At 74.3% G+C, this 19,332-nt stretch carries 15 protein-coding genes and 1 pseudogene; 8 read left to right on the top strand and 8 right to left on the bottom strand.

The window, feature by feature from the left end:
- Positions 1–151: 151 nt before the first annotated feature.
- From ACZ4TG_RS02530 to ACZ4TG_RS02550, 5 genes and pseudogenes are all read left to right on the top strand, one after another.
- A complete protein-coding gene (locus ACZ4TG_RS02530; RefSeq protein WP_468159464.1) occupies positions 152–2,068 on the top strand; it encodes an ABC transporter ATP-binding protein in 1,917 nt (638 codons plus the stop codon).
- A 48-nt stretch (positions 2,069–2,116) separates the two neighbouring features.
- Positions 2,117–2,494 carry a VOC family protein gene (locus ACZ4TG_RS02535; RefSeq protein WP_468159465.1) on the top strand — a complete coding sequence of 126 codons (378 nt, stop codon included), beginning with the start codon at positions 2,117–2,119 and terminating at the stop codon, positions 2,492–2,494.
- A 171-nt stretch (positions 2,495–2,665) separates the two neighbouring features.
- The gene (locus ACZ4TG_RS02540) at positions 2,666–3,775 is read left to right on the top strand and encodes a hypothetical protein (RefSeq protein ID WP_468159466.1); all 1,110 of its coding nucleotides are present in this window, start codon (positions 2,666–2,668) and stop codon (positions 3,773–3,775) included.
- Between the two features lie 86 nt (positions 3,776–3,861).
- A pseudogene (locus ACZ4TG_RS02545) lies at positions 3,862–4,008 on the top strand (MerR family DNA-binding transcriptional regulator); the annotation flags it as partial.
- A gap of 106 nt (positions 4,009–4,114) precedes the next feature.
- Entirely contained in the window at positions 4,115–4,924 is an 810-nt protein-coding gene (locus ACZ4TG_RS02550) for a DNA polymerase III subunit beta family protein (protein WP_468159467.1), read from the top strand.
- 157 nt (positions 4,925–5,081) lie between these two features.
- Here ACZ4TG_RS02550 and ACZ4TG_RS02555 read toward each other — a convergent pair whose 3' ends face one another.
- Complete coding sequence (locus ACZ4TG_RS02555) at positions 5,082–7,154, bottom strand: ATP-binding protein (protein WP_468159468.1); 2,073 nt, start codon at positions 7,152–7,154, stop codon at positions 5,082–5,084.
- Positions 7,155–7,212: 58 nt separating this feature from the next.
- On the bottom strand, positions 7,213–7,923 hold the full coding sequence (locus tag ACZ4TG_RS02560) for a FadR/GntR family transcriptional regulator (protein ID WP_468159469.1): 711 nt from the start codon (positions 7,921–7,923) through the stop codon (positions 7,213–7,215).
- A gap of 105 nt (positions 7,924–8,028) precedes the next feature.
- Here ACZ4TG_RS02560 and ACZ4TG_RS02565 point away from each other — a divergent pair, with 105 nt between their 5' ends.
- A complete protein-coding gene (locus ACZ4TG_RS02565) occupies positions 8,029–8,562 on the top strand; it encodes a gluconokinase (protein WP_468159470.1) in 534 nt (177 codons plus the stop codon).
- Positions 8,563–8,638: 76 nt separating this feature from the next.
- Positions 8,639–10,036, top strand: coding sequence for a GntT/GntP/DsdX family permease (locus ACZ4TG_RS02570; RefSeq protein ID WP_468159471.1), 1,398 nt, complete (start codon positions 8,639–8,641; stop codon positions 10,034–10,036).
- Here ACZ4TG_RS02570 and ACZ4TG_RS02575 read toward each other — a convergent pair.
- Positions 10,022–10,915, bottom strand: coding sequence for a LysR family transcriptional regulator (locus ACZ4TG_RS02575; RefSeq protein ID WP_468159472.1), 894 nt, complete (start codon positions 10,913–10,915; stop codon positions 10,022–10,024). The genes ACZ4TG_RS02570 and ACZ4TG_RS02575 overlap by 15 nt on opposite strands.
- Before the next feature lie 137 nt (positions 10,916–11,052).
- Here ACZ4TG_RS02575 and ACZ4TG_RS02580 point away from each other — a divergent pair, with 137 nt between their 5' ends.
- Positions 11,053–11,553: a cupin domain-containing protein gene (locus tag ACZ4TG_RS02580; protein WP_468159473.1), complete on the top strand. Its 501-nt coding sequence runs from the start codon at positions 11,053–11,055 to the stop codon at positions 11,551–11,553.
- Between the two features lie 26 nt (positions 11,554–11,579).
- On the opposite strand, the gene ACZ4TG_RS02585 is transcribed toward ACZ4TG_RS02580, so the two are convergent.
- The 5 genes from ACZ4TG_RS02585 to ACZ4TG_RS02605 form a co-directional block, all read right to left on the bottom strand.
- Positions 11,580–11,792, bottom strand: coding sequence for a hypothetical protein (locus ACZ4TG_RS02585; protein WP_468159474.1), 213 nt, complete (start codon positions 11,790–11,792; stop codon positions 11,580–11,582).
- Positions 11,793–11,805: 13 nt separating this feature from the next.
- A complete protein-coding gene (locus tag ACZ4TG_RS02590; protein ID WP_468159475.1) occupies positions 11,806–13,065 on the bottom strand; it encodes a hypothetical protein in 1,260 nt (419 codons plus the stop codon).
- A gap of 114 nt (positions 13,066–13,179) precedes the next feature.
- Entirely contained in the window at positions 13,180–14,532 is a 1,353-nt protein-coding gene (locus ACZ4TG_RS02595; protein WP_468159476.1) for a cytochrome P450, read from the bottom strand.
- Positions 14,533–14,746: 214 nt separating this feature from the next.
- On the bottom strand, positions 14,747–15,463 hold the full coding sequence (locus ACZ4TG_RS02600) for a serine hydrolase domain-containing protein (protein WP_468159477.1): 717 nt from the start codon (positions 15,461–15,463) through the stop codon (positions 14,747–14,749).
- Positions 15,464–15,632: 169 nt separating this feature from the next.
- Positions 15,633–19,196, bottom strand: coding sequence for a S8 family serine peptidase (locus tag ACZ4TG_RS02605; protein WP_468159478.1), 3,564 nt, complete (start codon positions 19,194–19,196; stop codon positions 15,633–15,635).
- Positions 19,197–19,332: the final 136 nt, after the last annotated feature.

A 19,332-nucleotide genomic window follows, 5' to 3' on the forward strand; every position in this document is an offset into this window, starting at 1 on the left:
CCCTGCGTCATCCCCCGATGATGCCACCGGCCACCGACAGCGGACGAGAGTCCCGTACATCCCTCGCACGAACGGGAGTTGGCGCCCGGACCGGGTGGTTCACGGCCGAAGCCTTGACCTAAAGTTTGGTTGAGGTCTTAGCGTTCGGGACATGGACATGGAAGTCACCGCCTGGACCTCGCTGCACAGCGCCATCAACGCCCAGCAGGACCGCCGCCCGCTCTCCCGGGCCGGCCTGCGCCGCATCGCCGCCTTCGCCCGCCCCCACCGCCGCGGGCTCACCCTCTTCCTGCTGCTCAGCGTGGTGACGGCGCTGCTCGCGGTGGCCACCCCGCTGCTCGCGAGCCGGGTCGTGGACACCATCGTCGGGGGCGGCGACAGCGCCACCGTCACCCGGCTCGCCCTGTTCATCGCGCTGATCGCGGTGGCCGAGGCCGGGCTCGGACTGCTGACCCGCAAGCTGTCGTCCACCCTCGGCGAGGGGCTGATCCTCGACCTGCGGACGGCGGTCTTCGACCACGTGCAGCGGATGCCGGTCGCCTTTTTCACCCGGACTCGGACCGGCGCCCTGGTCAGCCGCCTCAACAACGATGTGATCGGGGCCCAGAGGGCCTTCAGCAACACCCTGTCCGGCGTGGTCTCCAACGTCGTCACCCTGCTGCTGACCCTCGGCGTGATGCTGAGCATCTCCTGGCAGATCACCCTCCTCGCCCTGGTCCTGCTGCCGGTGTTCGTGCTGCCGGCCCGCCGGATGGGCGCGCGGATGGCCGCGATGCAGCGGGAGGCCTCGACCCTCAACGCCGCCATGGGCACGCAGATGACCGAGCGGTTCTCGGCTCCCGGCGCCACCCTCGTCAAGCTGTTCGGACGGCCGGCCGACGAGTCCGCCGAGTTCGCGGCCCGCGCGGCCCGGGTCCGGGACATCGGGATCCGTACGGCGATGGCCCAGTCGGCGTTCATCACCGCCCTCACCCTGGTGTCCGCCCTCGCCCTGGCGCTGGTCTACGGGCTCGGCGGGTACTACGCGCTGCGCGGGACCCTGGAGGCGGGCTCGGTCGTCGCCCTCGCCCTGCTCCTCACCCGCCTGTACTCCCCGCTGACCGCGCTGGCCGGCGCCCGCGTCGAGGTGATGAGCGCGATGGTGAGCTTCGAGCGGGTCTTCGAGATCCTCGACCTGAAGCCGCTGATCGCCGAGAAGCCGGACGCGGTGCGGGTTCCGGACGGTCCGGTGGCGGTGGAGTTCGACCGGGTCTCCTTCGGGTACCCCTCTCCCGACAAGGTCTCGCTGGCCTCCCTGGAAGAGGTGGCCACCCTCGACGCGCGCGGCGGCACCGAGGTGCTGCACGAGGTGTCCTTCCGGGCGGAGCCGGGGCAGATGATCGCCCTGGTGGGCTCCTCCGGCGCCGGGAAGTCGACCATCGCACAGCTGCTGCCCCGCCTGTACGACGCCGACTCGGGTGCGGTGCGGCTCGCGGGGACCGACGTACGGGACCTCACGGCCGACTCCATCCGGGAGACGCTCGGCATGGTCACCCAGGACGGCCACCTCTTCCACGAGTCGGTACGGGCCAACCTGCTGCTGGCCCGCCCCGGGGCGACGGAGGAGGAGGTCTGGGAGGCCCTGCGCCGCTCCCGCCTCGACGGGCTCGTCGCCTCGCTGCCCGACGGACTGGACACCGTCGTCGGTGAGCGCGGCTACCGGCTGTCGGGCGGGGAGCGCCAGCGGCTGACCATCGCCCGGCTGCTGCTGGCCCGCCAGCGGGTGGTGATCCTGGACGAGGCCACCGCCCATCTGGACTCCACCTCCGAGGCCGCCGTCCAGGAGGCCCTCGCCGAGGCGCTGGCCGGCCGGACCGCGGTGGTGATCGCGCACCGGCTGTCGACCGTCCAGGCTGCCGACCAGATCCTCGTGGTGGAGGACGGCCGGATCGTGGAGCGGGGCACGCACCCCGAGCTGCTGGCGGCGGGCGGCCGGTACGAGGAGCTGTACCGGACCCAGTTCGCGGCGAAGGACACGGCGGCGGCACAGGCCGCTCCGGGCGGCGGATTCCCCGCCCCGGGCGCATGATGCCGGGAGGCCCGCACTCCGGGACCGCTGCCGATCATGGAGGTCGTGATGGACATCAAGCTGGAACTGGTCGCCGTCCCCGTCACCGATGTCGACCGGGCCAAGGCGTTCTACGAGAAGATCGGCTTCGTCGCCGATCATGACGTCACGGTCAGCGAGGAGATCCGCTTCGTCCAGCTGACCCCGCCCGGGTCGGCCTGTTCGATCGCGCTGGGCAAGGGGATCACCCGGATGACCCCGGGCTCTCTGGACAACATGCAGGTGGTGGTCGCCGACATCGAGGAGGCGTACGCCGACCTGCGCGGGCGGGGCCTGGAGGTCACGGAGATCCAGGACATGCCCTGGGGTTCCTTCGTGTACTTCTCGGACCCGGACGGCAACGGCTGGGCGGTCCAGCAGACGAAGCCCCGCACCGCCACGGGCTGACTCCCGGGCGGCGGGGAATCGGTCAGTCCTCAGCGGTAACCGGTCCAACCTCGAACGGTATGCACGGTTCCGGCGGATTGAACCCGGCTTGTCGTGCAGCATGTTGCCCGCACGTGTCATGAACCACGGGGAACCGCACATGACCTGGGGGAAAACCGTATGAGGAGAAGCATGTCCGCGGCTGCGGCCGCGTGCGTCCTGGCCGGACTCATCAGCGCGGCGGGTCCGGCCGCCGCGTCGGCGGGCGCGGGAGCCGCCGTCTGCAAGCCGGACATCAAGCGGCTGGCCGTCACCGGGAGCGACGGCGGCAACGAGGTGCTCGGGCTGGGAGCCGGCGATCTGGCCGTCGGCAGCTCGGCCGACGCGCCGGTGTACTGGCAGGGCACCCGGGCCTTCAGGGTGCCGCTGCCGGCCGGCTGGACGCAGGGCAGCGTCCGCGCCGTCAATGCCAAGGGGCTGATGGTGGGCGTCCTGGACCGGAACAACGACCAGGAGCACGTGCTGTTCACCTACCAGAAGGGCGCCCGGCAGGTGACGCTGCTCACCGCGCCCGCCCGTTCCTCGTACTCGGGGATCGGTGTGAACGACGCGGGCCGGATCGCCGGGCTCGACGGGAACGTCGCCAAGCAGTGGCAGGACGGCCGACTGGTGCGCGTACTGCCGCTGCCCACCGGGGCGGACCCGAAGTCGAAGGTCGACAAGATCACCGGGGTCAACAAGCGGGGCGACATCCTCGGCAGCGCCCTGGTGCGCTACGAGGACGACACCCCGTCCGGCTTCCACTACGAGTCGTACCCGGTCGTCTGGCCGGCCGGCCAGGGGCCCGCGTACGCGCTGCCGGCCGTGGGATCGGGCGACTACGACCAGGAGATCCACCCCGCCGGCATCGACGACCGGGGCGTTGTCGTCGCCACCGACATCCAGAGCCTGCACGGTTCGGCCCACTACACCGGATACGTCTGGCAGGCGCCGTACGCCGCGGCGGCCACCGCCCTGCCGAAGCTGGCCGGACAGGAGGAGCTCCGGATCGGGGCCATCAGCCCCACCACGGCAAGGCTGGTGGGATCGGCCGTCACCTGGCTCGACGGCGGCCACGCGAAGCCCGGCCAGGCGACCTACCAGACCGGTGCGGGGCCCGTGAAGGCGCTGCCCGTGCCCGACCCGACGGCGGAGTCGCAGGCCACCGCCGTGTCCGACGACGACCGGGTGGGCGGCACCATCGACGGCCGCCCCGTGATCTGGACCTGCGCCGGGGCGCAGGCCTCCGAACCGCGGGGCTGACCGGCGCGGGGCAGGGGCGGCGGGTTGACCTTCAAGTGGGATGAAAGTCGACAATCTCGCTCATGGACGACAACAACCCCGATCTGATGGGCATCAGCGCGTTCGGCCGACGCGTCGGCCTCGCGCCGAGCGCCCTGCGCTTCTACGACGACTGCCGCGTACTGCTCCCCGCCCACGTCGACCCCGCCACCGGCTACCGCTCCTACGCCCCGGCCCAGCAGGCCCGCGCCACGCTGCTGCGCGGGCTGCGCGAGGCGGGGCTGGCGCTGGCCGACGTGGTCGCGGTGCTCGACGGGACCTCCGAACAGGCGCGCCGTACTGGAACGCCACCGGGCGGCCGTGCGGGAGGCCCGGCGCACCGCCGACGCGGCGATCGGGGCGGTGCTGGAGGGGCTCCCGGCGCTGCCCGCCCGCACCGAGATCACCCTGGGCGGAGCCGAACTGGCGAGCGCCGCCCGGCAGGTCGCCCCGGCGGCGGGGCGGGACCCGGCGCACCCCGAACTGGGCTGCGTGCTGGTGGAGTTCACCCGGGACGAGGTCCGCTTCGTGGCCACCGACCGCTACCGGCTCTCGCTGCGCACCCTGCGCCCCGCCGCCGTGAGCGGACCGCCGGGGCGGCTGCTGATCGAGGCCGGCACGCTGCTCGGGCTCGGTGCGTGGGCGGCCCGCGCCGCCGAGGTGACCCTGGTGGCGGGACCCGGCGGGTCGGCGCTGACCGTCCGCCATCCCGGCGGGCCCCGCGAGGTGCCGGTGGCCGGCGGGACCTTCCCCGCCTACCGGGACGTGCTGGAGGCCCTGGCCGCACCCCTGCACCGGGTGGTCGTGGAACGGGCCGCGCTGATCGCCGCCCTCGACGCCTGCGGGGACACCCCGTCGGCCGCCCTGGAACTCGGGCGCGACCGGATCCTCGTATCCCTGCCGGACGGGTCCGGGAAACCGGCCGAACTGCCCGCCGTGCGCGAGGAGGCGGAGCCCGTGCGCATCGGCTTCGACCCGGCCGTGCTGGCACCGGCCCTGGAGGCGAGCGTCGGTCCCGACGTGCTGCTGGAGATTTCCGAGGTGAACGGGCCGGTCCTGGTGCGCTCCGCCGACCAGGGAAGCTTCACCACCCTGGTGATGCCGGTGGCCCTCCCGCCGTCCGCCCGGTGAGACTTCGGCCCGCCCGGGGACGCGGAGCGGCTGGCGCTCGCCCTGCGGATGCCGCACGCCGGGCGGCGGCTCCCGGATGCCGAGCAGGGCGCCCCGGGCGAGCTGATCGGCCGGCCCGCGGGAGCCTGACCGGCGGCGGACCCGCCCGCGCCGCGGCTCACCCTCCGTACAGGTGGGTCCGGGTGCGCAGGGCGTGGCCGTGGCGGACGCCCTCCATGAAGGCCTCCTCGTACGCCCGGTCCCCGAGCGCCCCGCGGGCGGTGCGCTCGAACTCCTCGCGTACGGAGGCCAGTTCCGGTGTCCCGCGCTGCGGGTGGCCGACGGCCTGCCAGTAGGCGTGCCCGGTCCCGTACGCGCGGGCCGCGCCGGCCCCGTCGCCCGCCGCGGCGCGGGCTGCCGCGAGCAGGTCGAGGCCGAGGGCGGTGCCGAAGCTGTCGCCGAGTTCCCGCTTGCTCTCCAGCATCGCGCGGGCGTGCACCGCGGACTCGGCGGGGCGGCTCTCGAACAGGCAGATCAGCGCCAGCTGGTACTCGGCGTAGGCCCGCGTCCAGTGCTCGTCCACGGCCCGGCAGCCGGCCAGCAGCCGCTCGGCTTCCGCGCGGGCGTCCTCGAACAGGCCCATCCCGGTGAGGGCGAACACCCGGAGCAGGTGGCAGCGCAGGCGTGCCGCCGAGTCGAAGGGGCGGCCGGGGAGGGCTTCCAGGACGTTCTCCGCCACGATCCGCGCGGCCAGCGGCCGGCCGGCCAGCAGGTGGCTCAGGCCCAGCAGGTACGCGGCGTCCAGCGCGGGCCAGGAGGTGTGCCCGAACTCCGTCGCCAGGGCTTCGCAGGTCACCGCGAGCCGGTGTGCCTGGTCCTTCTCGCCCTGGAGCAGCAGGCTCACCCCGAGGGCCCACAGGGCGCGGAGCCGGTCCTCCGGCGGGACGTCCTGGGGGCGGGCGGTGGCCAGCGCCCGTTCCAGGTAGCGGCGGGCCGCGTGGAGGTGGCCGCAGCAGGCCCAGAAGAAGCCGATCCGGCCGACCAGTTCGAGGGCCTGCCCCGGGGCGGCCGCCAGGGCGTGGTCGAGGGCGGCGCACAGGTCCCCGTGCGCGGCGGCGATCCGCCGGTAGGCCGCGCGCTGTGCGGGTCCGAGCCAGTCCCGCTCGGCGGTGCGGACCAGTTCCAGGAAGTACTCCGCGTGCCGGGCCCGCAGGGCTTCGCGTTCGCCGACGCCGTCCAGCCACATGGCTCCGTACTCGCGGACCGTGTCGAGCATCCGGTACGCGGCTCCGTCGGGGCCCTGCCCGGCGCGGCGCACGACGGACTTCGCGACCAGTACCGCCAGCAGCGGCCCGATCTCCGCCTCGGTGAGCGGGGCCGCGGAGCAGACGGCGCGCGCGGCGGGCTCGTCGAACACGCCGCCGAAGACGGACAGCCGTAGCCAGAGCAGCCGTTCGCGGGGCTCGCACCACTCGTGGCTCCAGCCGATGGCGGTGCGCAGGGCGCGGTGCCGGGGCGGTTCGACGGGCCCGTCGGCGGCCAGCGGGCCGATCCGGCGGGCGAGCCGCAGGGCGAGTTCCTCGACGGTGTGGTCCGTCAACTGCGCGGCGGCGAGTTCCAGCGCGAGGGGGACCCCTTCGAGGCGGGCACAGATCGCCCGGGCGGCGTGCAGCCGCTCCTGTGTCCAGGGCGGGGCCTGCCGGGGCGCGGCGGCTGCCGCCCGGGCGGTGAACAGGGCCAGGGCCTCCCCCGCTCCCGGCGCGTACGGGAGCGGCCCGAGCTCCAGTACGTGCTCGCGGGCCAGCCCGAGCGGCTGCCGGCTGGTCAGGAGCAGCACGAGGTGCGGGGCGGCGGCGAGGAGGTCGCGTACGAGGTCCCGTAGGGCGGCGACGAGATGCTCGCAGCAGTCCAGTACGAGGAGCAGCCGACGCTCGCCGATCCATTCCCGCACGGCTTCGCCCAGGGTCCGGGGGGTGTGGTCGGCGAGGTCGAGCGCGCCGGCGACGGTGTCCACCAGCAGCCGGTGGTCGGGCAGCGGGGAGAGGTCCGCCCAGTGGATCCCGTCGGGGAAGGACGCTCCGGCGCCCGCCTCCAGCGCCTGCCGGACGAGGCGGCTCTTGCCCACGCCGCCCGGCCCGGTGAGGGTGATCAGCCGGTGTCCGGCCAAGGCCGCGTCCAGTGCGGCCAGTTCGCCGTCCCGCCCCACGAAGGAGGCGGGGCCGCCGTCATTTCTCTCGGCATGTCCCAGCACGCGCCCAGTGTGGCCTACCGTGCGGGCCTCTCGGACCGGGCCGCGGGGCGGCGGGAGATCACGGGGCGAGTACGTCGAGCTCCTCCAGCGCGCCCACGGCGATCTGCCGCGTCAGCGCCTCCGCGCGGGCGGCGTCCCCTTCCCGTACCGCTTCCGCGACCTGGACGTGCAGGGTGACGGCGGCCGGATCCGGGTCGTGGAACATCACGGCGTGCTCGGTACGGCCGGTGAGCACCTCCGCGACGACGTCCCCCAGCCGGGCGAACATCTCGTTGCCGGAGGCGTTGAGGACGATGCGGTGGAAGGCGATGTCGTGGTGCAGGTAGCCCTCCAGCTGATGGCCGCGCGAGGTGCGGACCATGCCCAGGGCCGCCTCGGTGAGCTGCGCGCACTGCTCGGGGGTGGCCAGCGCGGCGGCCAGCCCGGCCGCGACCGGTTCGACGGCGGAGCGCAGCACGGTGAGGGAGCGCAGCTGGCGGGGGCGGTCGGTGCCGGCGAGGCGCCAGCGGATCACGCGCGGGTCGTAGACGTTCCATTCGTCCGCCGGGCGTACGGTGACGCCGACCCGGCGGCGTGACTCGACGAGCTGCATCGACTCCAGGACGCGGACGACCTCCCGGACCACCGTGCGGGAGGCGTCGAAGCGCTCGGCGATCTCGTCGGTGCGCAGGACGCTTCCCGGCGGGGAGTCGCCGGCCGTGATCGCGAGGCCGATGGCGTCCAGGACACGGGAGTGAAGCCCCTGCACAGGACTGCCTTCAGTGGTCATGGCGTAAGCGTACGGTGACCCCTCGGCGAACAAAAGATGTGATGTTTTCCGCCGAGCCCTTGAATAAGTACTACTTAATGGGCTTCAGTGGTGCCGCACGGACCGATGTCGACGAGGACAGCGAGGTACGACGTGAGCTCCCAGCGCGTCATTGTGGTGATGGGTGTGGCCGGCACGGGCAAGACGACCGTGGGCCGGCTGCTCGCGGAAGCCCTCCGTGTCCCGTACGCCGAGGGCGACGCCTTCCACCCGGCGGCCAATGTCGCCAAGATGTCCGCGGGCACCCCGCTGGAGGACGCCGACCGCTGGCCGTGGCTGGACGCCATCGGCGAGTGGATCCGCTACAGCGCCGGGCAGCGGGGCGGGGTCATCGCCGCCTCCTCCCTCAAGCGCTCCTACCGCGACCGGCTGCGGGCCTGCGCCCCGGGGGCGGTGTTCGTCCACCTCACGGGCGAGCGCCCCCTGATCGAGAAGCGGATGGCGGAGCGCAAGGGCCACTTCATGCCCACGACCCTCCTCGACTCCCAGTTCGCCACGCTGGAACCGCTCCAGCGGGACGAGCTCGGTGTCGCCGTCGACGTCTCCGGCACCCCCGAAGAGATCACCGAACGGGCGCTCACCGCGCTGCGCCCGCTCTGACCCCTTCGCCCGTCCGCCCCTCCCCCTGCATCCGGCCTTCGCCGCCCTGAAAGCCACGAGTTAAGGAACCGTCACCGTGACCGGTCTCAGCGTCGAGACACTGGCAGCGGCCGCCCCCGGGCCCATCACCTCGGCCGGACACGCCCAGCTGGGCATAGCCGTCCTCGCGGGCATCGCCGTCATCGTCCTGCTCATCACCCGCCTCAAGCTGCACGCCTTCCTGGCCCTGACGGTCGGCTCGCTCGCCCTCGGGACCTTCGCGGGCGCCCCTCTGGCCAAGACCATCGCCAGCTTCACGGCCGGACTCGGCTCCACGGTCGCGGGCGTCGGCGTACTCATCGCACTCGGCGCGATCCTCGGCAAACTGCTCGCCGATTCCGGCGGGGCCGACGAGATCGTGGACACGATCCTGGCCCGCGCCAAGGGCAGGGCCATGCCCTGGGCGATGGTGCTCATCGCGTCGGTGATCGGGCTGCCGCTCTTCTTCGAGGTCGGGATCGTGCTGCTGATCCCGGTGGTGCTGCTGGTCGCCAAGCGGGGCAACTACTCCCTGATGCGGATCGGCGTCCCGGCACTGGCCGGGCTGTCCGTGATGCACGGGCTGATCCCGCCGCACCCCGGCCCGCTCGTCGCCATCGACGCACTGCACGCGAACCTGGGCGTCACCCTCGCCCTCGGCGTCGTCGTCGCGATCCCCACGGTGATCATCGCCGGGCCGCTGTTCTCCCGGTACGCGGCCCGCTGGGTCGACATCCCGGCGCCCGAGCACATGGTCCCGCAGCGCCCGTCCGCCGACCTGGAGCACCGGCCCCGGTTCGGGGCGACGGTCTTCACCGTGCTCCTCCCGGTGGCTCTGATGCTGATCAAGGCTCTGGTCGACATCGTGGTCGACGATCCGGCCGACGGCCTCCAGCGGGTCACGGACGTGGCCGGCTCCCCGCTGATCGCACTCCTCGCCGCGGTCCTGGTGGGCATGTTCACCCTCGGCCGGGCAGCCGGCTTCACCCGGGAGCGGATCTCGACCACGGTGGAGAAGTCGCTGGCGCCCATCGCGGGCATCCTTCTGATCGTGGGCGCGGGCGGCGGCTTCAAGCAGACCCTGATCGACGCCGGCGTCGGCCAGATGATCCTCGAACTCTCCGAGAACTGGGCCATTCCGACCCTCCTGCTGGCCTGGCTGATCGCGGTGGCCATCCGCCTCGCCACCGGCTCGGCCACGGTGGCCACCATCTCGGCGGCCGGACTGGTGGCCCCGCTCGCCGCGGACATGTCGACGACCGGGACCGCGCTGCTGGTGCTGGCGATCGGAGCGGGCTCGCTCTTCTTCAGCCACGTCAACGACGCCGGGTTCTGGCTGGTCAAGGAGTACTTCGGGATGACCGTCGGGCAGACCATGAAGACCTGGTCGGTGATGGAGACGATCATCTCGGTGGTCGGGCTGGGCTTCGTCCTCCTGCTGTCACTCGTCCTCTAGCCCTTCCTCCCCGCCCGTCCCGAACCGGGCCGCCGCCGCCAGCAGATGCCGCAGCTCCGGCCCCGGAGGCCCCGGAGGCACCGCCAGATAGGTGGTCAGCGCCGGGCCCTCCAGCGGCCGGATCGCGGTACGCGGCAGCCGGGGCAGCGGCGCCACCTCGTAGAACACCGTCCAGGACGGGGTCTGCGGGGTGGCGCCGATCGCCGTCAGCGTGCCGAGGAGGTCGGTGAAGGGCGGGCCCTGCGGGGCTCCGGCCAACGAGGTGACCAGGTCGTGGAACGGCGGGTTCTGCTCCCGCGGGGCCAACCGCACCGGGAGGTGCGCCAGTTGGGCCGGGCTCAGCCGCGGCTCCGCGGCCAGCGGATGACCGGCCGGCAGGGCCACGTACAGGGGGTCCTGCCAGAACGGCAGCAGCTCCAGCCCCGGCGCCGCCGGCCGGCCCCGGACCAGCGCCGCGTCCAGTTCCCCGGAGCGCACCGCCGCGAGCCGCTCCGTCACCGGCAGCCGGCCGGGCCGCACCCGGACCCGGGGCGCGCGGGCGGCGAGCTCGTCCAGCAGCCGGTAGATCCGGTCACCCGGTCCGTGGACGATGCCCAGCCTGAGCACCCCTTCCTCCCGGGCGGCGATCGCGGCAGCCACCTGACGGGTCCGCTCGGCGGCGGCGAGCACCGCCCGGGCCTCGGGCAGCAGCCGCTCCCCGGCCGGGCTCAGCCGCACCCGGCGCCCCGTCCGGTCGAACAGCTCCAGCTCCAGCTCCCGTTCCAGCCGCGCGACCTGCTGGCTCACCGCCGACTGGACGATGTGCAGCCGCTCGGCGGCCCGGCCGAAGCCCTCCTCCTCCGCGACCGCCACGAAGTACCGCAGCTGCCGTAGTTCCATCCCCCGGACCTCCCCCTGCATCGCGATCGGTGATCGCCGTACGTGGAGAACGGTGCTGGTTCGCGCCCTGTTCCCCACGTCGAATGGAGGGGCCGGGCAGCGCGAGGCCGCCCGGCTTCCTGTGAACGGGGCAGAACATGACGCAGAACACGGCGCAGAACACGGCGCGGCAGCAGCGCGCACTGGTGGTCCGGGCCGAGGAGGCCGAGCAGGTGCCCCTCCCCCACGGCGGGGCCTTTCGGCTCTTCGCGGACGGCGGGGCGGCGGGGGTGAACCGCCTCACCCTCGGGGCGGGCGCCCCCGGTGCCCCGACCCACTTCCACCGCCGGTCCTGCGAGCTGTTCCACGTACTGGGCGGCGCCGCCGACTTCGTGCTGGACGGGGAGGCCGTACGGGTGGACGCGGGAGGGCTGGTCCTCGTACCGCCCGGCCTGCCGCACGCGTTCGGCGCGGCGCCGGGCGGGGGTGTCGATCTGCTGGTGGTGCTGACTCCGGGCGTCGAGCGGTTCGGGTACTTCCGGACGCTCGGGCGGATCCAGCAGGGGCTTGCGTCGTTCGAGGAGTTGCTCTCCGAACAGGACCGGTACGACGTGCACTTCCCCGGGGTCCCACCGCACGGCCCGACCCCGGCGGCATAAGGCGCGAGCGAGCGTCGCCGGGGGCCTCAGCGGGTCGGTCCGCACGCGTCGAGCTGTGCGGCGGCCAGGGCGAGCCCGCCCGCCGCCGTGGCGCACCGCTCGGCGAGGGCGGCGACCTCGGCGCGGAAGGCCTCGGCGTGCGGGCCCTGGCCGCGCAGGTCCTCGGAGGCGGCGCGGAGCCGTTCGGCGTGCGAGCGCAGGACCGCGGAGTGCGTGCGCAGGGCGGTGGTGTCGGTCATCGGTGATCGTTCCTCAGCGGTCGGAGAGCCGGAACAGGCGGCTGCCGGTGACCCGGCCCCGGAAGGCGGCCAGCGAGGCATCGGCGGCGGAACTCCCGCCGGGCGCGGGGGTGTGCGGATGCCGCCGGTGGCCGTCGGGCAGGGAGAACACCCGGGTGCGGGGGTCGGCGGGCGGTCGTGCGTCGGTGCGGGAGCCGATGGCGACGACATGCGTGACCGGGTAGACGGTGGTGAAGTCCCGGTTCCGGGCGAGGTGCATGGCGGTGGTCCCGCCCAGGCGGTGGCCGACCAGGGCGAGTTCCGTGCCGGAGGGGACCTGGGCGCGTACGGCGCGGGCCGCGGCGCGTGCGTGCGCGGACTCCGGCCCGTCGGCCGCTTCGAGTGGGGCGGCCGTGGCGGGCCGGGGGCGCCGGCCGGGGGCCTGCGGCAGGTCCCCGAGCTGGACGACGTACCGCAGCACTCCGTCGGGTCCGATCACCTGCTGGACGAGGAGGAGGCCGCGGGTCCCGAGCAGGTCGAGGTTGCGGGCGTAGCCGGCGACGGTGCCGCCGGTGTCGAGCCGGTCGAGGAGCCCGGCGGGGTCGAGGGGGCCCGCGAAGGGGTCGCGTGCGCGGGCGTGGCCGGGCCCGCGGTCGAGGAAGGCCCGCACCGCGGCGCCGAGGCCGAGCAGGGGCTCGGCGGCCATGGCCCGCCCGGTGGCGATCTGCCAGCCGGCGTGGTCGTTGAAGGGGTTCTCGTCGGTCAGCGCCTGCCAGGCCAGGATGTCCGCGAAGGTCGGGAAGAGCCTGGCGAAGGCGTACTGGGCGCCCTGGTCCCGCATGACCGCGCGGAAGACCCGGACGGCCTCGTCCTGCCGGTCCTCCTCCACGGCCGTGAGGATCGCGGCCGCGTCCGGATCCGCGCGCAGCTCCGGGTGGCCCGCGCTCGTCGCCCGGATGCGGGCCTTCAGACCGCAGACGGCCAGGCTGACGGCGAGGCTCTCCCGGCCGGCCAGGATCCCGGCGAACCACCCGGCCCGGGCCACGCCCCGGCCGCGCGGGGCCCAGCCGAGACCCGCCGGGTCCGTCAGGGTGCGCAGCAGGGTGCGCCAGCCGAGCCGGCGCCGGCGGCCGCGGCCGAGCGCGCTGACCGGCAGGCGGGCGCCGAGGGCCAGTCCGGAGGCGTAGCGGGCCGCCTCGCCGACGGCGTCGGCGGCCTCGGCCAGCTCCCGGGACATGGCGTTGAGCAGGTCGGCGTCCGGGGCGGTGGACGCGGAGGTCGCGGCGTCGGACATGAGTTCCTCGTGGGTGTCGGCCGGGGGCTCGGGTGGATGGGCTCGGGCGGAGGAGCTTCGGCACGGGGCTTCGGCGGAGGGCGTGCGGGGCGGTGCGCGGGGGTCCCGCCCGGGTCAGCGGCGGGCGGTCCTGAGCCGGATCCGCCTCGGGTCGAGCGCCGTGGGCAGCGGGCCCAGCGGGTCCAGTGCGGGGCGGCCGTCCCGCACCCGGTGCCCGCGCAGGACCTCGGCGCAGAACGCGGAGACGACCAGCAGGGCCAGCCGGTCCCCCGGGCAGCGGCCCGGTCCGTGGCCGAAGGGGGCCATCCGGACGTCCTGGCGGGCCCCCCGGCCCGACCACCTTCCGGGGACGAAGACGTGCGCGGCGGGCACGTGCTCGGGGTCCCGCTGGTGGAACTGGGCGGGCAGCAGCAGGGAGGTTCCCGGAGGCAGGCGTACGCCGCGCCACTGGGTCTCGGCGGTGGTGACGCGGACCAGGTCGGGCACCACCGGGTACAGCCGCAGCGACTCCTGTACGCAGGCCCGCAGCCGGGGCAGTTCGCCCTGGGCGGCCCCGCCCGCCCGGGCCTCGGCGGTGGCCGCGTCCTGTTCGGCGGGGTGGGCGGCGAGGAGGAGCAGGGTCCGCAGCAGGGTCGCGGGGACGGTGTCCATGGCCGGCAGCCAGTGCTGGGCCTGCCCGACGGGATCGAGGGTGCCGGTGGGGTCGGTGTGCCGGCGGGCCCGCCCGACGAGGGTGTACGGCTCGGCGTCGGCGGCGTACCGGGCGATGCGCGCGGCGGCCTCGGCGTGGACGGCCCGGGCGGCGCGGGTCCTGCTGCGGCGGCCGGGCGATGCGCTCAGCCGCCTGAGCCAGTCGGTGAGTTCCTCGTCTTCGGCGGCGGCGTCGCCGAGCACGATCCGGCGGCCGGCTCTGGCCGCCGCGTGCCGGGCGCGGGCGAGTCCGAGGGTGTCGGAGGCCGTCAGATGGCGGGCCTCTTCGGCGATGGCGGTGAGGAAGGGCGCGCAGGAGGGGTGGACGGGGCTGCCCGCCGCGAGGACGGCGTCGTTGATCTTCCGGCGGCCGTCGCGGAGTTCGCCCCGGGTGCGGGGTGCGCCGGGCGGCGCCGCCGGGCCCGGGTCCGGCGGGTCGGGTGTGAGGGCGCCCGCCGGTGCGGCGTAGAAGGCGTAGAACCGGTCCAGGTCCTGCGGGTCCAGGATGACCAGGGTGCTTCCGGACAGGCCGGGCAGGAGGACGGGTGCACCGCCGTGGCGTGCGCGCAGGGCGCGCAGGGTGGCGGCGGGCCAGCGGGGCCGGCCGGCGGCCGGGCGGGCGTGCAGTTCCTGTGGGCGGGGGCCCACGAGGCCGCGTACGAGGACGGGCAGGGTGTGGGTCGCGGCGAAGCGGACGGCCTGCGCACGGCCTGCCCGTGCCGGTCTGCCGCCCTCGGTCGGGGCCGCCTGGCCTCGGGTCGTGGTCGACTGGGTCATGCCGGGTCCGCCTTGCCTGGGTCGAGCAGTCGCTTCGGGTGGGGGTGCCGCCGCGGGGCGTACGGCTCGCCGTGCCTCCGCACAGCCGGAAGCGACGGTCGGTGACACCGGGATCACCGTACGTCGATCTTGGGCGGCGCGCGCTCCGAGTGCTCTGAGGGAGTGGACCGGGGCGGTGGCCTCGGCGGGAGGGGCCAGAACCCGGCCCGGCCCGTCAGCTCGGGGCAGTTGCTCCGAACGCCGCCTCCCGGAACGCGGTGCGCAGCGGGGCGGCCGTGCGGGTGGGCAGCAGCGCCGCCCAGCGGTGGTGGCGGGGTGAGACCCAGACGGTGGGGCCGTCGCCGTGGGCCCAGACACCGGCCGGGGCGGGGTGCCAGAGCAGGCCGCGGGCGGGGGTGAGCTCGCCGGTGCGGATCCGGAGGGACTCGGCGGTCCAGGCGCGGGGGACGGGGTGGTCGGCGGTGGACAGCAGGTGGCTCAGGAAGCGGCCGAGGTCGGTGAGGGGCGCGTGCAGGGCGCCTGCGGCGAAGCGGGTGCCGGTCATGCCCAGGGGCCGCCAGATCCGGGCGGCGGCGGACTCCGCGAGCGGGCGGCCGCTGAGGTGTTCGGCGAGCCGGGTGAGGGCGGGCAGTCCGTCGGCGCGGGTGAGCAGCTGGTGGGTGGTGGTCCCGCCCGGTGTTCCGGCCGCGGCCGCGCCGCCGTAGGCCGCGAGGGGGGTGTGCAGGGCCAGCTCCCCCGCCGTGACGAGGCTCCCGATCACGGGCCAGACGGCCAGCACGGCGGCGAGGGCGCCGACGTCGAACCCGGCGTCGCGGTCCCCGCCGCCGACGTGCGGACCGTCGGGGCCGCCGACCGCCCAGACGGCCCCCGGGTCGGTGGTCCGTACGAGGTCGCGGATCCGCTGCTCTGTCTGCTCGTCCAGCACCGTCATGGTCGCCCACGCTAGCGGCCCCGGACCGCACGCCCGTGCGCGTCGCCCGGCGCGGCCCGCGGCCGCCACCCGGATGCCGGTAGGACAATCCGCGTACCGCGGCGGGCCGGGCGGACGTGCGGGGGCGGGGCACCTCCGGGTGCCCCGCCCCGTTCTCACCGGGGTGCGGCTAGCTCCTGTCGGGGCGGTCCGTCACGCGCAGGGTGTTCAGCAGGGGTTTGCCGAAGCCGTTGTGCGTGATGAAGCGGACGTTGAGCACGCCGTCCGTGACCGTCACCGTGTAGGTGCGGGTCAGGGCCGTGTAGGTGCCCGCTTCCAGGGAGACGTCCAGGGACGGCAGGACCTGTGTGCCCTCCGCGAGGACGTCGAAGACGCGCTTGTTCGGCTTGGTGTTGGAGAGCTCCGCGAAGCCCAGCTCCACCGTGTAGGTCCCGTTGGGGACGTTGTCGAAGCGGTACTCGTACATGCCCTCGCGGGCGTTGCGGTACAGCCGCTGCTCGTCCGTTCCGGCGATCGTGCGGCCGGTGGACTGGACGGTGGCGTTGCCCTGGTAGCCGTACGAACCGGCGGTGTACTTCCGGTCCGGGGACCAGCTGTCACCGGCCGCGTCCGTGCCTGCGTAGTCGGAGCCCGCGTCCAGGGCGACCTGGTAGCGCGGCACCACGAGCTTGACCGGGACCGTCAGGACCGGGGAGCGGCCGCTGGCGGAGGTGATCTTCAGATCGGCCGTCAGCACCGAGCCGGGAGCCAGCCCCGCGGTGTCCACCGTGAGGGTGAGCGGCGCCTTGCCGCCGGTCGGGAGGTTGCCCGAGGCCGGGGTGGCGGTGAGCCAGGCCGCGTCCTCGGTCACGGTGAACGCCGTGCCGAGGCCCGGGTTGGTGAGGTCGAGGGTGCGGGTGCGCTTCTGGCCGGCCGGGAGCACGACCTCCACCGCGGACCTGGCCGCGGTGACCTTGCCGGTGCGCAGGGACTGGGTGACCGCCGTGACGTCGGCCGGCTTGACGTCGACCGTCGCGGTGGCGGACTCGTACGAGGGGGCCGCCAGGGAGACGGTCCTGGCGCCGGACGGGCTCTGGACGACGTAGCCGCCGTCCGCGGCCGTGGTCGCGGACACCGCCGTGTCGCCGCTGCCGACGGTGACCGTGGCCCCGGCGATGCCGTTGCCGTCGTTGGCGTCGAGCACCCGGCCCGCGACGACACCGCTCCTGGTGGTCCGGAAGGCGATGGACAGGCCGTCCGAGATGACCGCGGTGTTGAAGGAGTACTTGAAGGCGTCGGTGCCCGTCGCGTTCTCCACGCCGACCGTGGCCGTGGAGCCGCCCTTGATGCCGGTGCCGCCGGTCCCCTTGTAGGAGTAGGTGACGGTGCCGTCCTCGCCGATCGACGCCGAGAACGAGAACTTGTCGGCCTGGGCCGACCAGTGGGACACCTCGCGCCACTCGATCACGTAGCTGCGGTGCGGCGCGGTGCCCGTCACGCCGGTGAAGACGCCGGAGCCGCTGCCCGCCGCGCCGACGACCAGGTCGTCCCAGAAGGGGTACAGGGCCGCGTTGGGCGTGGCCGTGCTCGGGAGGTCGCCGTTGATGTCGCCGGTGTTGTTGCCGCCGAAGCTGACGGTGCCGTTGGTGCCGATCCACGCCTGGCCGTACGTCTTTCCGTACAGCGGCAGCGGGAAGGGCAGGTCCACGCGCTCGGTGGTGTTGTCGCCGGTCAACGCGAGCTGCCGGTCCCCCGCCGGGTACGGGCGGTCGCCGGCGGTGGCGCAGGCGTATCCGTAGCCGTCGGTGCGCTCGGGCAGGTCGACGGCGACGGTGGCGTCGCCGGTGAGGGTGAGCCGGGCGCTGCCGCCGGTGACACAGCGGGAGGCGTGGGTGGCGTTCACGTCGTACGTGCCGTGCGGCAGGGTGACCTCGAAGCGGCCCTGCGCGTCGGTGGTCGCGGTCACCGGGGTGTCCGCGACGGTGACGACGGCGCCCGCGGCCGGGCCGGCGCCCGAGGAGACGGTGCCGGTGAGCTTGGCGGAGGCGGCCTGGGTGAGGGTGAAGTCACCGGTGGCGGTGGCGTTCTCGGTGACGGTGGCCGTGCCGGTCTGCTCTCCGTAGCCGAACTTCGATGCGGTCAGCGTGTACGTGCCCACCGAGAGGGACCCGAAGCTGTAGCTGCCGTCGGCAGCCGTGGTCGCCGTACGGTCGATCGGGCCGTCGGCGGTGATCTTCACGCCCGCGAGGGGCTGGCCGCCGGAGCGCACGGTGCCGCCGAGTGCGCCGATCGCGCCGCGCGGGGCGGCCGTCACGGCGGCGAGGGCGTCCAGCTTGCCCTCGCCGAAGACGTTGTTGTCGGCGGCGCTGCCGCCGCACTGGCTGCTGTCGGTGTCCACGGCGGTGCCGTCCAGCAGGGCCGAGGTCTGCGCGATGTCCCCTTCGAGGGCGGGGGCGGCGGACCAGAGCAGGGCCACGGTGGCCGCGGTGTGCGGCGAGGCCATGGAGGTGCCGGAGAAGGCCTCGTAGCCGCCGCCGGGGACGGAGGAGCGCACGTTCACGCCCGGGGCCGCGATGTTGGGCTTGACGATGCCGCCGGGGCCCGCGCCGCGCGAGGAGAAGGAGGCGATGGCGCCGTTGATGTCGAAGGCGCCGGAGCTGTAGGAGCTCGCGTAGTCCCCGGGCGAGCCGCTGGTGGAGCAGCTGGGGCCGGAGTTCCCGTTGGAGAAGGCCGGGAAGATGCCGGCGGCGCGCCAGGTGTCGACGATCTGCTGGTACCAGTCGTCGTGCGCGGCGCTGCCCCAGGAGTTGTTGACGACGTGCGGGGCGAGGTCGGGGCGCGGGTTCTGGCCGTTCAGGTCGGTCGGCGCGACGATCCACTGGCCGGAGGCGAGCAGGGAGGCCTCGGAGCAGGAGTTGGTCTCGCAGCCCTTGGCGGCGATCCATTTGGCGCCCGGGGCGACGCCGATCTTGTTGGCTCCGCCGTCGTCGCCGACCATGGTGCCCATGGTGTGGGTGCCGTGGTCGTTGTTGTCGCAGGGGGCGGCGCCGGCGCAGACGCCCGCGGGATCGAACCAGTTGTAGTTGTGGTCGTACGAGCCGTCGGCGTGCTTGCCGCGGTACTGGTTGTTCACGGCGGGGTGCGTGTAGTCCACGCCGCTGTCGATGTTGGCGACGACGATGCCCTCGCCGCGCACCCCGAGCTGGTCCCAGACCTGCGGGGCCTTGATCCGGTCGATGTTCCACTCGACGGCGTCGGCGGCGGCCCGCTCCCGCTTGCCGTCGGCGGGCTTGGGCAGGTCGACCTTGTCGTCGGCGTCGATCCGGGCGACCTCGGGGCGCTGGGCGAGGGTCCCGGCGAGTTTCTCGCTGCCGACGACCCGCACGGCGTTGACGATCCAGTAGGAGGTGTACTCGGCCTTCGCTCCGTCCAGGGCCTTGATCACCTCGGCCTGGCTGCGCGCGGCGTGGTCCTTCTTGGCCCGCAGAACCGTTTCCGCTTTGGCGGCACGGGTCTGCTGCTTCCCCGCGGCGGTGAGGTCGGCCGCACTGTCGAGGTAGACCCAGAAGACGGCCTTCGCGGAGCCGTCGAGCTGGGAGCGGAGCTTGGGTTCGATCTTGCGCTCGGCGGCCCCGGGGGCGGGCCCCGGATCCGGTGCGGCGGCGGCGACGCCCGCGCCGACGGGTAAGAGCAGGATCGAGGCGAGAGCGGCGAGCGCCGCGCGTAGGGATCGTCGTCTGTCGCGTTGGGCCACGTGTGGTCTCCTCGTACGCCGTGTGCAGGTTGTGCGGAATGGGCGTGCGTGATGTGCGCGGGCCATGGTGATCGAGAGGTCATGTGCATTACAAGAGGGCCTATTGAGACGAGTTCTCGGCCGCCAAGTGGCCCGT

The sequence above is a fragment of the Streptomyces sp. NPDC028314 genome, assembly GCF_055565795.1.